Annotated in this window: 13 protein-coding genes; 12 read left to right on the top strand and 1 reads right to left on the bottom strand. The window is 46.2% G+C overall.

Features of this window, described 5'->3' with window-relative positions:
- Position 1: 1 nt before the first annotated feature.
- From GSQ66_RS13930 to GSQ66_RS13920, 3 genes are all read left to right on the top strand, one after another.
- Positions 2-883 carry a hypothetical protein gene (locus GSQ66_RS13930; RefSeq protein WP_162428024.1) on the top strand — a complete coding sequence of 294 codons (882 nt, stop codon included), beginning with the start codon at positions 2-4 and terminating at the stop codon, positions 881-883.
- 80 nt (positions 884-963) lie between these two features.
- Entirely contained in the window at positions 964-1,644 is a 681-nt protein-coding gene (locus GSQ66_RS13925) for a hypothetical protein (RefSeq protein WP_162428023.1), read from the top strand.
- A 175-nt stretch (positions 1,645-1,819) separates the two neighbouring features.
- Positions 1,820-2,551, top strand: a complete 732-nt coding sequence (locus tag GSQ66_RS13920; protein WP_162428022.1) for a DUF4476 domain-containing protein — start codon at positions 1,820-1,822, stop codon at positions 2,549-2,551.
- Positions 2,552-3,103: 552 nt separating this feature from the next.
- Here GSQ66_RS13920 and GSQ66_RS13915 read toward each other — a convergent pair.
- Positions 3,104-3,604 carry a DUF4293 domain-containing protein gene (locus GSQ66_RS13915; RefSeq protein WP_162428021.1) on the bottom strand — a complete coding sequence of 167 codons (501 nt, stop codon included), beginning with the start codon at positions 3,602-3,604 and terminating at the stop codon, positions 3,104-3,106.
- A 63-nt stretch (positions 3,605-3,667) separates the two neighbouring features.
- Here GSQ66_RS13915 and GSQ66_RS13910 point away from each other — a divergent pair, with 63 nt between their 5' ends.
- From GSQ66_RS13910 to GSQ66_RS13870, 9 genes are all read left to right on the top strand, one after another.
- Positions 3,668-4,867 carry an acetyl-CoA C-acyltransferase gene (locus tag GSQ66_RS13910; RefSeq protein WP_162428020.1) on the top strand — a complete coding sequence of 400 codons (1,200 nt, stop codon included), beginning with the start codon at positions 3,668-3,670 and terminating at the stop codon, positions 4,865-4,867.
- A gap of 141 nt (positions 4,868-5,008) precedes the next feature.
- The gene (locus GSQ66_RS13905) at positions 5,009-5,446 is read left to right on the top strand and encodes a hypothetical protein (protein WP_162428019.1); all 438 of its coding nucleotides are present in this window, start codon (positions 5,009-5,011) and stop codon (positions 5,444-5,446) included.
- Positions 5,447-5,934: 488 nt separating this feature from the next.
- Positions 5,935-6,699, top strand: a complete 765-nt coding sequence (truA, locus tag GSQ66_RS13900) for a tRNA pseudouridine(38-40) synthase TruA (protein ID WP_162428018.1) — start codon at positions 5,935-5,937, stop codon at positions 6,697-6,699.
- Positions 6,700-6,705: 6 nt separating this feature from the next.
- Positions 6,706-8,013 carry a cystathionine gamma-synthase family protein gene (locus GSQ66_RS13895; protein ID WP_162428017.1) on the top strand — a complete coding sequence of 436 codons (1,308 nt, stop codon included), beginning with the start codon at positions 6,706-6,708 and terminating at the stop codon, positions 8,011-8,013.
- 317 nt (positions 8,014-8,330) lie between these two features.
- Positions 8,331-10,436 carry a putative Ig domain-containing protein gene (locus GSQ66_RS13890; RefSeq protein ID WP_162428016.1) on the top strand — a complete coding sequence of 702 codons (2,106 nt, stop codon included), beginning with the start codon at positions 8,331-8,333 and terminating at the stop codon, positions 10,434-10,436.
- Positions 10,437-10,581: 145 nt separating this feature from the next.
- Positions 10,582-12,351, top strand: coding sequence for an ABC transporter ATP-binding protein (locus GSQ66_RS13885; RefSeq protein WP_162428015.1), 1,770 nt, complete (start codon positions 10,582-10,584; stop codon positions 12,349-12,351).
- Positions 12,348-12,869 (top strand): GyrI-like domain-containing protein, encoded by a 522-nt coding sequence (locus GSQ66_RS13880; protein ID WP_162428014.1) that lies wholly within the window; start codon positions 12,348-12,350, stop codon positions 12,867-12,869. Before GSQ66_RS13885 ends, GSQ66_RS13880 begins: the two co-directional genes overlap by 4 nt.
- Positions 12,870-12,932: 63 nt before the next feature.
- The gene (locus GSQ66_RS13875) at positions 12,933-13,550 is read left to right on the top strand and encodes a TetR/AcrR family transcriptional regulator (protein ID WP_162428013.1); all 618 of its coding nucleotides are present in this window, start codon (positions 12,933-12,935) and stop codon (positions 13,548-13,550) included.
- 3 nt (positions 13,551-13,553) lie between these two features.
- Positions 13,554-14,723: a formylglycine-generating enzyme family protein gene (locus GSQ66_RS13870; RefSeq protein WP_162428012.1), complete on the top strand. Its 1,170-nt coding sequence runs from the start codon at positions 13,554-13,556 to the stop codon at positions 14,721-14,723.
- Positions 14,724-14,758: the final 35 nt, after the last annotated feature.

Raw genomic sequence — 14,758 nt, 5'->3', positions numbered from 1 at the left:
GTTGTTTTTAGTTTTCCTGGTTTCTGCCAGCACTTTTCTATGGAGTTGCGATAAAGCTAAAGACACTGTACAACCCGACGCGCTGACTGCTACGCAGGTGCAGAAAGTTAAAAGCGGTAAAGACAAAGAGGATAAAGACAACAAGTACAAAACTGACAAAATAGGACAGTATGTAAGCAAAGACGTGCAGATAACCGGCTACGAAGATGGCCGCGAACGCCCTACACGCCCAAAGTATGATGCTGTCGGTGATCTGGGAGGTTATAGCGTAGCGCCCTGCGACCCATGCGAACCAGGTGGTGGTGGAGTTCCTACTCCTCCAACTTCAACTTTTGTAAGCTCTGAAGGACTTCAAGGAATTGGAGACATATACAATCTTCAGTTCATAAAAGATAGTGACCCGCTGCCAAGTGCAGAACCAGGCTATACTAGGCTTAATGCCGATTTAAATAGAGGTGCTGGTGGTAAGTATATTTACTTGGAGTTTACTCGTGATGCTCTAGCAATCAAGTCTTCGCATCCGAACTATGCAGAAAGAAATTATCCAGTAACTGACATAAAAGCACAGGGTTACTCAACTGGAATGACCCGATATTGGTATCCTCCGACAGGATTCGCTAATATTTATGAACATACTTGCCAATGTGTAACGCCAGATGCATGGTTTGATTATAAGATTATAGATTTAAATGATGGTTCAAAAGGTAAATACATTTATGCCTACCTTTCTAAACATAGTAGTCAAGGAACCCCTATTAAAGAAGTAGGAATACTCTACGGTAATAGTAGTTCTATACAACCACCATTAGGCTGGGTAAAAGTTTCTCAAGATTTAAATGAGGGTGCAGGAGGAGATTATATCTATTTCTGCTATAAAAAGTAATTCATTTTTACACATAGCAGCATTTCCAATATTGTGTAAAAATACTGAAGATGCTGTTATGTTTTCCAATCTTATAAGATATGAAAAAAACATTAATCTTATTAGTAACTTTATTTATCCATTTTCAATCTATAGGGCAAAGTCAATCAAATGAAGATGAGTCTTATAAACCTCTTTATATTGGCATAAATGGACTAGCCGTAGGGTTTGACTTAAAGTATAAAGAAGAGCCGAAAGGCGCTAATATCCAGCCTTATACTTCTCTCTATTTCGGATACAAACTAAGTAATAAGCTAAGAATACAAGCAGGGGTATGGTATGGTACTGATAGCAGAGATTTTGGGTCTGTATATGTAGAATCCGAAGATAAACTGATTTACTACGATGATATTTCTAGAACCAAAGGTGTAGGAATACCAATTACAGTTGATTATGTACTTTTTTACCCGCTTAAGAAGCTTCAATTTTATGGAACAGCCATGCTTACACCTATGTATAGCAAAACTTTCGCAGAGAAATCGGAGACTAGAGATGGAGATAAAACAATTACTTATAGTGCGGAGGCATCTGGTATTAATACTTTTATAACAGCCGGTTTCGGAATAGCCTATCCTATAAGCCAACGTTTTGATACTTATCTGAACTACTACCTGATAAGCCGCAATTTTAACAAAGGCTTACAACCACGAGACCAATATCCTTATCAGGGATCATTGGCGTTAGGCATAAACTATAACTTCAATTTGAAGCGTAACAAATAAATTTTTGAATTTAAAGCCGCAGGTATAATGCCTGCGGCTTTTTGTTTTCCTATAGTTCAGATAATAAGAAATTTATGGCTACTCAAAACTATAAACTCAAACAATAACAGCAAAAACCTATATAACTGGCACAGAAATTGGAATAGAAACAGTATAGCATTTAACCTATAATAACATGAGAAAGCTTCTACTTCCGCTCCTGCTTGTGCTACTGGCGATGCCGGTACTGGTACAAGCTTCCGTGCTAACTTTCAGAGCCCCTGCCGGCGAGCCTTTTTACCTGAAACTGGATGGTAAACTGGTAAACCATAAGGCATCTAACTTTGTGCGTGTTGATCACTTGCGCCCGGGCAAGCATTACGTGGAAGTAAAAGTGCGCACCCGCCACCGTGATTACCAGTTGGGCACCAATGTATATGTGCGCCACGGTTTCGAGACCAACTATGGTGTGGATGTTGTGGAGCGCAAAGGTAAATTAAAGTTGAGATTGTTGAGCGAAGTGCCGTTGTTGCCACCGCCGGTAATAGTTCCACGTGTACCATATCCGCCAGCAGAACCCTACAGACCAGCGCCACCCCGCTACGACGACCGTTATGATAGCCGTGACCGCTGCGATTACCTGATGAGTCGACAGGATGTAGACCGTTTAGCCGATGCCATGAAAAGCCGAAGCTTCGAGAGCACCAAACTAACTATAGCCCGCGAAGCCCTGCGCAACAACAGCATCCTGGCCGAAGACTTGAAATACATTCTGCAGCAGTTCGATTATGAGAGCACAAGAGTAGAGTTCGCCAAATACGCCTACGATTATGTCTGCGACCATGAACGCTTCTATTACGTGTACGACATCTTCAAATTCGATAGCAGCGTGAGAGAGCTGGAAGAGTATACCAGCCGCAGGCGTTAGTTAGAAAGTTAGAAAGTTAGAAAGTTGGGAAGTTAGAAGGTTAGAAAGTTAAAAGTCTATGTAGAGACGCAATATTTTGCGTCTTTCTTCCACAACGGAGCAAAAATTGAATGTTAAAGTTAAAGTGTTAAATAATTAAATAGTTTGTTTGTGAAGTAAAAAGCCGCTCCGTGAATATCCGTGAGCGGCTTTTTCATTTTGTTACTTTAATGGTTTGGTGTAATCCAAACTTCTATAGTCCGTAATACGTTTAGCGTGTTCTGCTTTACACATAGATGCAATCAACCCACCCCTACCCCTCCGAGGAGGGGAGTTTCTTTTTTAAGCTTTAAATCGAACTATAGTTTTATAGTTGGCTTCTTGCAGGAACCATAAAGCTATAACTAAACTATAATTTATCAATAATTCCCCTCCTCGGAGGGGTTAGGGGTGGGTTCTTACTATAGCTGATACAATTATCTAACAAAAAAGCCGCTCCCATTATCCGGAAGCGGCCTTGTAACTATAGTTCAGCGTTAACTTTCTAACTTTTTAACTTCCAAACTTTCTAACTTATCTCAGTCTGTCAACTGATCTTACCAGGTCTTCGTCGCGCTTGATGAAGCGGTTGGCCAGGGCATTGAACAGTAAACCCAGCATTGGCATGTAAAAACCAGCCTCGTACGAGCCGTTGTCGGTTCCTTTTATCATTTCAGCACCAACATAGGTAGCATAATAAAACGACGTTCCGAAAAGTGCAGCCAGTACCAGCGTATTCAGTAAGCCCAGTTTCATCTGGTTCAGGCGGCTACGAAACTGGAAGATCTCGACCAGCGCAACTATAGCAGCAGCAATGGCCAGCAAACCAATAGCAATAGCGCTTTTAGATGGAACAGTACCGGCAGCAGTAGCTTCGCCATCGGCATTAAGTACCTGCGATTTCAGCTCCCAGGCAGTAAGCACTATCGTTTCGCCGGTAGCAGCATCAGTTTTAGACCAAAGCGGTAAGAACAGCATCGAGATTACGGCCAGTACCAGCAGAAACAGAAATACGGATTGAATTCTTTGTATCATGTGTAGGTTAATTTAACTTGCAAAGAGTTGCAAAATTAGACAAAGACCTGTAAAACTAAAATAATGAATTCAGCTTACATCATAGATATAGTTAGAACACCTGTTGGCAAGTTTGGCGGAAGCCTGAGTTCGGTGCGTCCGGATGACATGGCAGCCTTTATTTTAAGGGAGCTGATGGCCCGTAACCCGCAGGTTTCCCCGGAATTAATTGAAGATGTAGTATTGGGTGCTGCTAACCAGGCAGGCGAAGATAACCGCAACGTAGCGCGCATGGCTTTGCTTTTGGCGGGCTTGCCGTTACAGATTGGTGGTGTTACTGTTAACAGACTTTGCGCATCGGGCTTGCAGGCTATTATGGATGCGAGCCGCGCTATTAAAAGCGGCGATGGCGATGTGTACCTGGCCGGCGGCGTAGAAAGCATGACGCGTGCACCTTTTGTAATGGCAAAAGCCGAAACGGCCTTCAGCAGAACGCCTGAGATTTACGACACAACTATAGGCTGGCGCTTTACAAATCCTGCTCTATCTAAATTACATCATCCGTTTGCTATGGGTGAGACAGCCGAGAATGTAGCCGAGCGTGAAGGTGTTTCACGTGAAGCGCAGGACGAATTTGCTCATAACTCCCAGTTAAAATATAAAGCAGCCCACGAAGCAGGTAAGTTCAGCGATGAGATCATTCCTTACCCGGTGCCACAGCGCAAAGGCGACCCGATCATTTTTGATACCGATGAGCATCCAAGATTATCAACTATAGAAAAGTTAGGCCAGCTGGCTCCGGCATTTAAAAAAGGCGGTAGCGTAACGGCGGGCAACTCGTCGGGCATTAACGATGGCGCAGCAGCCTCGCTTATAGTTAGCGAAGAAACCGTAAACCGGTTAGGGTTAACACCAATGGCACGTGTGGTTTCTGTAGCAGTAGCCGGCGTAGAGCCAAGCCACATGGGTATGGGACCGGTTCCGGCAACCTTAAAAGCACTGAAAAGAGCAGGCCTAACTATAAACGACATTGGATTGGCCGAAATAAACGAAGCATTTGCTGCGCAGGCCTTGCCATGTGTACAGCAACTGGGCATCGATCCGGCTATAGTTAACGTGAACGGTGGTTCTATTGCCATTGGTCACCCGCTGGGGGCAAGTGGCACGCGTATTTCGGCAACGCTGCTGCACGAAATGAAGCGCCGTGAAAATGTGCGTTATGGCCTGGCAACCATGTGTGTGGGTGTAGGGCAGGGCGCTGCGATCATCTACGAGAAACTATAGCAACAAAATTTTTTAACTATAAAACCCCGTTTCTGGCAGCAGGAGCGGGGTTTCTGCTTTTTATAGTCGACAGATGGAACTATAGTTGATAAAGCTGGCACTGCCTTTGTGTATAGCAAAACAACATATTAACTGAAGCTTATGAAAAAGGTATTGACACTAGTATTGGTAGCAGTGCTAACGATAGTTGGCCAGGCAGCCATAGCGCAGGGTAACAGCAACGCACGAAGCAAAAGACCCGAGTTTGTAAACGAAAAACATCGTGCGCATGCCGAGTGGAAGCGCGAGAAAGCATATGCCAAGCATAATAAGAAATATAAAAAGCACGACCGCGACGACGATGATCGTTGGGAAAGAGACGACGACCGCAGAAGAAGGGACCATGATCGTGACAGAGACAGAAGAGATGATGACAGAAGAGTAGAACGTGATTACCCATGGGGCCGAACCGCTGAGCAGCGCCGTGCGGAAGAAAGGCGTCGTGAAGAAGAAAAACGCCGCGTAGAAGAACGCAGACGTGATGATAACAACCCAAGAACGGTACGTGATGTAATTCTGAAAAGAACAGGCGGCAACTAATAAATCACCTAACCTGATTTAACAATTTGGCAATTCAGCCATCCAGCAATCAAACATACCTAACAGTGCCCCGGAGCCCGGCTATACTTTGTGTAGCCGGGCTTTTTATGTGCTATAGTTTATGCCAAATCTGCTATTTACAAGCCCTCGCTCGCGTCCCGCGAGTGTGTGCATCTCAAGGCCTCTGGCCGCTCTAATTGTTTTATGCCGCAAGTTTAGCGTAAGCGCAACTTGTGGCTGTTCATGAAGCCAGTTTGCAACTGGCTAAACTATAGTTCCGGAACACGCCAGTTACAAACTGGCACCATACTTAACCACCAGTTACCGCTGCGCTCAAACTGGCGGCATGGTCGGGCATTCACGTGGAAGACGCTACTAAATAAGCTCACATCCCAAACGCGTTCGGGACGAGAACATTCTTATTTACACAATTCTGATTTAATACTGGTATTGTGTGCAGCTTTCAAAGGAAATCCTAACTTTGTTGTATGCGGTATTTCTTAGAGATAGCCTACGACGGCACACGTTTCCATGGGTGGCAAATACAGCCAAACGCTATTTCGGTGCAGGAGATACTGGATGATAGCCTGAGTAAAATAGTACGCGAAACCATACACACGACAGGCAGTGGCCGCACCGATACCGGCGTACACGCCAGCCAGCAGTTCGTGCACTTCGATTCGGTGCAGCAGCTAGACCCGCAGCATATCGTTTATCGCCTTAACCGCATTTTACCAAACGATATCTCTGCATACAATTTATACCTGGTGCCCGACGAAGCGCATGCCCGTTTTGATGCCTTCGCCCGCACGTACCATTACCACATCACGCTCACCAAAAATCCTTTTAAACGCTACTACGCCTGGTACCATAGCAAGCCGCTGGATGTTGAAAAGATGAACCAGGCAGCAACTTTACTTTTGAAGTACGAGGATTTTACCACCTTCAGCAAAGTAAAAGGCGATACCAAACACTACCGCTGCAACATGTACGAAGCTTACTGGCAGCAGCAGGGCGATGAACTGATCTTCACGATCCGGGCGAACAGATTTTTGCGCGGCATGGTGCGGCTTATAGTTGGCGCGCTGGCAGATGTAGGCCGTGGGAAGTTAATGGTAGCGGATTTCGAGAACATTATTGCCAGCCAGGACAGGAACCTGGCCAGTGGCGCAGCTCCCTCCGAAGGGCTTTACTTAGCCAAAGTAGAGTACCCGGAGCACTTATTTCAAAACATCACCCAAACCAAACTATAAAATTCTATGCAATTAGAAGAAGACCATCGTGGGCCGCATTTAAACGGTAAACACCTGCGGCCAGAAAGCTTAATGATGAGTTACGGGTACAACCCCGAGTGGTCAGAAATGGCCGTAAAAGCCCCCATCTATCAAACATCTACCTTCGTTTTTAAGAACGCTGAAGAAGGCAAAGCATTTTTTGAGCTGGCCTACGGCTTGCGCACCAAAGATGCCGAAGAGCAAATGGGCCTTATCTACAGCCGCCTCAACAACCCTGACCTCGAAATTTTAGAGAACCGCCTACGCTTCTGGGATGGCGCCCAGGATGCAGCCGTTTTTGCGAGCGGTATGGCCGCAATCAGCACCATGCTGCTGGCTCTGCTAAAGCCCGGCGACGTTATCCTGCACAGCGAGCCTATCTATGGCGGTTCAGATTATTACATCAAAAACATCCTTCCGAAGTTCGGTATTCAAAGCATAGGTTTCAGGGCTAACATGGAGGCGCATGAGGTAGACGAACTGCTGGTTGCCTCTGGTGTGGCTGATAAACTGGCCATGGTCTATATCGAGACACCTGCCAACCCGACCAATCACCTGGTAGACATTGAAGCCTGCGCAACGCTAGCCAGGAAATATTCTACGGAAGACAGAAAAGTTATAGTTGCTGTTGACAATACCTTCCTGGGCCCGCTGTTCTGTCACCCGTTAAAGCACGGCGCTGATCTGCTGGTTTACTCGGCTACAAAATATATTGGTGGGCACTCAGATCTGATCGCAGGAGCTTGTTTAGGTTCTGCAGAGCTGATGAAACAGGTAAAAGCCATGCGTACGTTTATGGGCTCTATGGCTAGCCCGTGGACGGGCTGGATGCTGATGCGCTCGCTGGAGACCTTGAAGATAAGAATGGAATGCCAGGCTCGTGGTGCTGAAACTGTAGCTGCGTACCTTAAAGATCATTCGAAAGTAGACCGCATTTACTATTTAGGCGACCTGCAGGAAAACCCCCACCAGCAGGCCATTTACGAAAAGCAGTGCCTGTCTGCGGGTTCCATGATCTCGTTTGATATTAAAGGTGGCGAAAAAGAAGCCTTTACCTTCCTGAACAACCTGAAACTGATAAAGCTGGCTGTAAGCTTGGGCGGAACAGAATCGTTGGCTGAACACCCGGCTTCCATGACCCACTCCGACATCTCTCCGGCTGACAGAGCTGTGATGGGCATTGGCGAAGGCATGGTGCGTATCTCGGTAGGCGTGGAGCATCCCGACGATATAATAAACGACATAGAGCAGGCGCTTGAAAAGGTGCCGGTTAGTGTAAGTAATTATGTATAGATAACAAGAGTCTACTAACAAACAAAAGAGCCGCAGCTTTATAGTTGCGGCTCTTTTGCTTTTAAGTATTCAATTAATCATATATTTAATATGATGATTTTTATAAAAAGTTGAAACCAATCAGCAGGGTTATCGTTGTGGTATATAAGTAAAATTATATATGTGCGTGTTCCGGCAAGTTTAAATGCATCATACGGAGGCTATTTACTAAAGTATACAAGCTTACTCAAGTAAAATTTCTCCTATTACTTTTTTCTGCCACCTCACTTGTACTTTTTACTACCGCGACCCAATTCCGTAACCCTAATATCGAATACATGCAGGCACCTTTACACCCTGAAACTGCAATCCGTATTTTAAAATCGCTTGTGCGCCTGATAGCGGCGCATGGTGCAGGCAAATCCTTTCTTATCGTTTTCTTTTTGTTTACTGTTACAGCCGCACAGGCATCGCACTTCCGGTATGGTAATGTTAGCTGGCGCTGGGTAAGTGGCAATACTGTCGAGTTTAAAGTAAGCCAGTCGTGGCGCTACACGGCGTTTTATGCCGAGAAAGGACAGGTAGTTAACCCGGGAGATTTCTTTTTCGGAGATGGAACAGCTACTGCAATTCCGTTGCAGGTTACGGCCGTTAGCGAAACAGATGACTGGATGTACGGCGAGGCGATCATTACCAAAACCTATAGTTCGGCAGGCAACTATACAGCCTACTTTACCGGCTGCTGCCGCGTGAGCTCCCTTAAAAATAATGCTGATGGCAACTGGAATTTACAGACCACGGTAACCATAGGCAACGGCAACAGCGCCCCGGTAACTACGCTTCCGGCTATAGTTAACCTGCCACACAGCAAAGCCAATGCATCTTTTAAGATGCCGGTAACAGACCCCGATGGCGATGCGCTAACCTTCAGGCTGGCAAACCGGCAGGAAATGGGCGGCGGCAACAATCCGGAGGGCTTAAGTGTAAATACAACAACCGGAACGATCTCTTTTAACACTATAGGCAAGCTGGCGGGCGATATGTACAATGCCGGTATTACAGTAACGGATAGCAGGGGCGCCAGCGTAACCACAGACTTCGTTGTCAAAATTACAGAGCAGTCTACGCCACCGGTTTTTGATTATAGTGTAACGCCGGCTAACCAGGCAGTTTTCCAGGTATCGCCTGGCCAGAACGTGAATTTTATAGTCAGAGCCCACGATGCAGATGCCAATGACAAGGTGATGCTGCAGGCTACCGGCGTGCCGGCCGGTGCTGCGCTTAACCCGGCCCTGCCAGCTACCAGCAACCCCGTGCAAAGCACCTTCTCCTGGACGCCAGCTGCTACAAACCTGGGTGTACATGTCATCAACTTTATAGCCCAGGATCTGAAAGGCGTGCAAACCACCACATCGGTAACCATACAGGTGAGCTACAAGCCTAAATTTGATGTGCCGCCTACACCACTTGCCAAGAGTTACACATTCGTAAGTCCGGGACAAACGATAGATTTTAAAGTGCAGGCATCAGACCCTGACATAACCGACAAGGTACAACTGGTAGAAATAAAAGGACTTCCGGATGGTGTAGCCAAATTACCAACTATAGCTGCAAACCCGGTAAACATGCAGGTAACCTGGACGCCGGAAGTAAAGAACTGGGGAGTGAATGCCATAACCGTAAAAGCCCGGGATACCCATAACGACGAACAGGTACACAGCTTTAACATAGTTGTGAACACACCCCCGGTTTTTACATCAGCTCCTACAGAGTATCCGTTGGCGGCAGGTTATGCTTATAGGTATGAAATTAAGGCGCAGGATGATGATTTGAACTATGGCGACCGCCTGGAAATATTTGCTGACCAACTACCCAACTGGCTGACTTTAGTAGATAACGGGAATGGCAATGCCACACTTTCCGGAACCCCAACTATAGCCGACGAAGGCGAATACACTGTAAAGCTGATAGCGGAAGATAAATGGCACCACAACGGCGGCCTGGCCGTGCAGGAACTATACTTGAAAGTGACTGATGCCAGCTGCGGCGATAACAACGAGAAAGTGCTGGTTTGCCACAACGGGCAGACAATATGTGTAGCCAAAAGCAAAGTGCAGGAGCACCTGGACCACGGTTGCTACCTGGGCGCCTGCGACCCGCTTATACCAACTGAGGTTGTTGATGAGGACATCCGGCTGATAGCTTATCCGAATCCTTTCAGCGCTGCTACCACCCTGGAGTTTGCGCTGCCAACCGCCGGCAACTATAAACTGGAACTGCTGGATGCAAAAGGCCAGCTGGCAACAATACTGCAGCAGGGTGAGGGAAATAAGCTGGAGTACTTCGAATCAGAAATCAATACGGCGGCCCTTAAACCCGGAATTTACTTTGTCCGCCTGATAACCGCCACACAGGTGCAGCACGTAAAGGTTGTAAAACAATAGCGTTCCGCTGTGCTTATCGCTGCAAAAAACGGCCGTTTTAGTCCGTTAAAAACACTTACCTTTGCGATCGGTTAAGTATAAATGCCTGCAACTACACAGCGGAGGCCATAGGAGCCCACATTTATACGTTTTATTATCGCGGATTTTGGAAGACAAACCTAAAAATACAGGCAGGGTATTCGATGCAGACGTGCTGAAGCGGCTCTTTGAGTTCGTGAAGCCACACGTGCGTATTTTCTACTTTATCGTATTCCTGACTTTTGCCTCTGCTATACTGGCCGCCGTTCGCCCCTTCCTGATACAGTATACCGTTGATAACGAGATATTGCAGGGCGATTGGCAAGGCCTGAACAAGATGTTCGTGATACTGGGTGTGCTGCTGGTGGTGCATGCTATAGTTCAGTACTTGCATACCTACTTTGCCGGCTGGCTGGGGCAGCATGTGGTGCGCGATATCCGCATCAAACTATACCGCCACATCTTAGATCTTCGCCTTAAATTCTTTGACCGCACACCAATCGGTACCCTGGTAACCCGAAATGTATCGGATGTGGAAACCCTGTCTGATGTGTTCAGCGAAGGCCTGGCTGCTATGATCGGCGATATCCTGCAGCTGGTATTTATAGTTGGCTTTATGTTTTACATCGATTGGGAACTGGCCCTTGTCAGCCTTTCCACTTTCCCGATCATGCTCATCAGTACTTACATCTTTAAAGAGAAGATAAAAGAAACGTTCCAGGAAGTGCGAACAGCTGTGGCGCGCCTTAACTCGTTTGTGCAGGAGCATATTACAGGCATGAGCATTGTGCAGATCTTTAACAACGAGAAGCGCGAAATGGAGAAGTTCCGGGAGATCAACAAAGAACATACCCGCGCCAACGTGAGGTCTGTGTTATACTATAGCATTTACTTTCCGGTAGCTGAAATTATTGGTGCCGCTGGCCTGGGTTTGCTGGTATGGTATGGCGCGCATGGCGTTATTAACGACGAGACATCGCTGGGAACGCTGATGGCTTTTATTCTTTACATCCAGATGTTCTTTAGGCCGATACGCATGATCGCCGACCGCTTTAATACCTTGCAGCTGGGTGTGGTAAGCACCGAGCGCCTGATGAAATTGCTGGACAGCAAAGAGATGATTGCCGACAACGGTACCTATACGCCGGAAAAGATAAAAGGCAACGTGCGTTTCGAGAATGTGTGGTTTGCCTATAACGACGAAGAATGGGTGCTGCGCGATATTTCGTTTAATGTAAAAGCCGGCGAGACTGTAGCCTTTGTAGGAGCGACCGGTGCCGGTAAAACATCCATTATAAACCTGCTCAACCGTTTTTACGAGATCAACAAAGGCCATATTATAGTGGATGGCCACGACATAAAAGAATACGACCTGAGCGTGTTGCGCCACCATATTGGCGTTGTACTGCAGGATGTGTTCCTGTTCTCCGGAACTATAGCCGACAACATTAGCCTGGGTAACAAAACCATTACCGAAGAGCAGATGTGGCGCGCCGCCGACCTGGTGGGTGCCCGTAAATTTATAGAACGCCTGCCAGGCGGACTGCACTACCAGGTAATGGAACGTGGCGCCACCTTATCGGTAGGCCAGCGCCAGCTTATCTCATTTGTACGCGCCATGGTGTATAATCCGGAGATCATCATTTTAGACGAGGCCACCTCCAGCGTAGACTCCGAAACTGAAGAACTGATACAGTATGCAATCGATCAGCTGATGCACGGCCGTACCTCCATTGTTATTGCACACCGCCTGAGCACCATCCAGAAAGCAGACAAAATTATAGTACTGGATAGGGGTGAGATAAAAGAAGTGGGTAACCACGAAGAACTGCTGCGGCACAACGGTTACTACGCCCAGCTATACCAGATGCAGTACAAGAACATGATCAACATATGAGCAGAAAATTTTTAGTAGCTATCGGGGTTATTATGGCTGTTATGGTGGGTATCTATGCCTACGTTGGCGGATTCAGCGAGCCAAAAGTGCTGGTAACGACATCGGAGCCGCTGCTGTTTGCCGGGCAACCGTTTGAGGGCACCATAAAGGACAAAGCATTCGGGGAGGCCTATCAGAAAGCTGCGAAACTGGTAGGGGAGGGCAAAATTCAGGGAGTGCTTGGCAATATATACTATAATAATCCCGAAGGTAAAAGTGATACGGTCAAAGCTTTTATTGGAGTCCTGATCCGGGACTCAACTATAACCCTGCCTGAGGGTTACCAACTGCTGCATGTGCCGGGTGGCCGCAAAGTAGTACACTCCGAAATAAATGCCCATTATATGATTGCGCCAGGCAAACTATACACCAACCTGTTTGCATACGCCGAGGCAAATAAGCTTCAACTCGAGGATTTTTATGTAGAGTGGTTTCCGGAGGACCGCAAAGCGGTGGTGGAAGTGCCGCTAAAAGAATAACCTTGCAACTATAGAATAATCGGGTATATTTGGTAGGGCTAACTAAACTATAGCCGCGACACTTTGGGCAAAAAAGCAGACGTAAAAAAAGAGCTGATACTCGAAGCAGCCAAATCCGTGTTCGGAAAACTAGGCTACAGCAAAGCCACCCTCGACGATATTGCTCATGCCATAGGCCTTAAAAAACCCACTTTATACTATTACTACAAAAGCAAGGAAGTGCTCTTTATACAGGCTTTCTCGCAGGAGTGGAAGGATAGTTTATACCGGATAAAGAAAATTGCGGAGCAGGAACCCGATCCGCACAAGCAGCTTCTGTTGTACATTCAATCATCCCTTCGCTATTACCAGGAGATCGTAACACAGCACACCATTTCCATAAAAGTACTGATAGAAACGCGCAGCCTGTTCCAGAAGCTTTTTGCCGAGTCCAGGGCCAAGGAAACAAACTACTATGCTACCGTTATAAAGGATGGTATCGAAAAAGGTGTGTTCATTCCCTGCGAGGCCGAGCGCGTGGGCTACTCCATAATGGTGGTAAAAGACCTGATCCAGTTCGATGAATTTGAGCGTGTTTTTTACCAGCAGCTACCCACTATAAACTTCTTCAAAATAGAGCAGGATGTGCTGTTCACCATCTCGCTTATACTAAACGGTATCTCTGCCCAAAAACAACTATAGCCTATGCGCAACTATAGTTTTCTTCTGCTGGTTGTTGCTTTGCTCTCTGCTTGTAGCTACAGAACGCCTAATTCAGCTTATATTGGAGCCTACAGCACCAAGACCGGGCTATACAATGACTGGCCACAGAATAGTGGTCCGTTTATAAATTATAAAGGCTTTCAGGAAAGTAAGCTTATCAGGTGGGAAAGTGTAAAATGGGAAGACTCACGAAACTTAACCAAAGAAGAAAAAAAGGCGGAACGCAAAGATCAATCAGCAACTATGAACAGAGTTATAGTTGATAATAACTCTGAAGATGTTCCTTTTAACTATGCACCGGGTGGATTGTTTATATCACCGCTCCAGTTGTTTTTTGATGAAACAGAAGTGGCGAATATCCATTGGCAGGAGTTCCTGAGTTATATAAAACGTGATTCTTCAGCAGCCTTTTACCAAAGCATATTGCCGGACTCTACGGTTATCCAGCTAAATGAACGTGATTATTATCGTTTTGAATCTTTGGGGACTATAATAATTGGTACAGATACTATAGATCAAACTATAGAGCCTATATCATCCTACCTTCATCATCCTGAGTATTTGTTTTACCCTGTAGTAGGTGTGAGTTATGAACAGGCAGTTGCTTATTGCCAGTGGCGTTCTAAGGTAGTTACGGAACAGTATAATGCTGATCCCAGAAATGAGCAGAAAATAAAGATTACTTACAGGCTGCCGACAGAGCAGGAGTGGGAGGTAATTGCTGCTGCCGGAGTAGATAAGGATAAATTCCCCTGGAGTAGAGCTACGGGCGCAACAGTAAAGTATAAAGTTAACCCTGAAGCAGCGGAATTTATTGCCAGAAAGATAATTGATCCAAAACCTGTAGCACAAATAAAGCAGGATTTAAAAGAAACTGAAGTGCACGACCTGCCAATAAATGTAAAACGGCCGGTGCCCTACTTTTTACAGTTCCGGACGCCAGCTTATGTATATGGCGGCATACCTAATGACTATGGCGCTTACCATGTGTTGGGCAACGTAGCCGAAATGGTAGCCGAAAAAGGTATAGCCAAAGGCGGCAGCTGGAAAGACAAACTAAGCGACTCTGAAATCACGGACAGGCAACTATACACCGATCCATCTGATAAAGTAGGCTTCCGGTGTGTTTGTGAAGCAGAGTTTTTGAAATAAGAATCTACTTACTCTTTCGCTTATTCTGAACGGTA

Origin of the sequence: Pontibacter pudoricolor (assembly GCF_010092985.1) — a bacterium.
Classification (GTDB): Bacteria; Bacteroidota; Bacteroidia; order Cytophagales; family Hymenobacteraceae; genus Pontibacter; species Pontibacter pudoricolor.
Note: the sequence above shows the minus strand (reverse complement) of the source record. Positions and strands in the feature narration are given on the sequence as shown.

Coding starts and splice junctions, on each gene's coding strand:
- GSQ66_RS13880 (WP_162428014.1), top strand. CDS start 12,348: ATGAGCAGAAAATTTTTAGTAGCTATCGGGGTTATTATGGCTGTTATG.
- GSQ66_RS13890 (WP_162428016.1), top strand. CDS start 8,331: ATGCAGGCACCTTTACACCCTGAAACTGCAATCCGTATTTTAAAATCG.
- GSQ66_RS13915 (WP_162428021.1), bottom strand. CDS start 3,604: ATGATACAAAGAATTCAATCCGTATTTCTGTTTCTGCTGGTACTGGCC.
- GSQ66_RS13905 (WP_162428019.1), top strand. CDS start 5,009: ATGAAAAAGGTATTGACACTAGTATTGGTAGCAGTGCTAACGATAGTT.
- GSQ66_RS13895 (WP_162428017.1), top strand. CDS start 6,706: ATGCAATTAGAAGAAGACCATCGTGGGCCGCATTTAAACGGTAAACAC.
- GSQ66_RS13920 (WP_162428022.1), top strand. CDS start 1,820: ATGAGAAAGCTTCTACTTCCGCTCCTGCTTGTGCTACTGGCGATGCCG.
- GSQ66_RS13925 (WP_162428023.1), top strand. CDS start 964: ATGAAAAAAACATTAATCTTATTAGTAACTTTATTTATCCATTTTCAA.
- truA (WP_162428018.1), top strand. CDS start 5,935: ATGCGGTATTTCTTAGAGATAGCCTACGACGGCACACGTTTCCATGGG.
- GSQ66_RS13870 (WP_162428012.1), top strand. CDS start 13,554: ATGCGCAACTATAGTTTTCTTCTGCTGGTTGTTGCTTTGCTCTCTGCT.
- GSQ66_RS13910 (WP_162428020.1), top strand. CDS start 3,668: ATGAATTCAGCTTACATCATAGATATAGTTAGAACACCTGTTGGCAAG.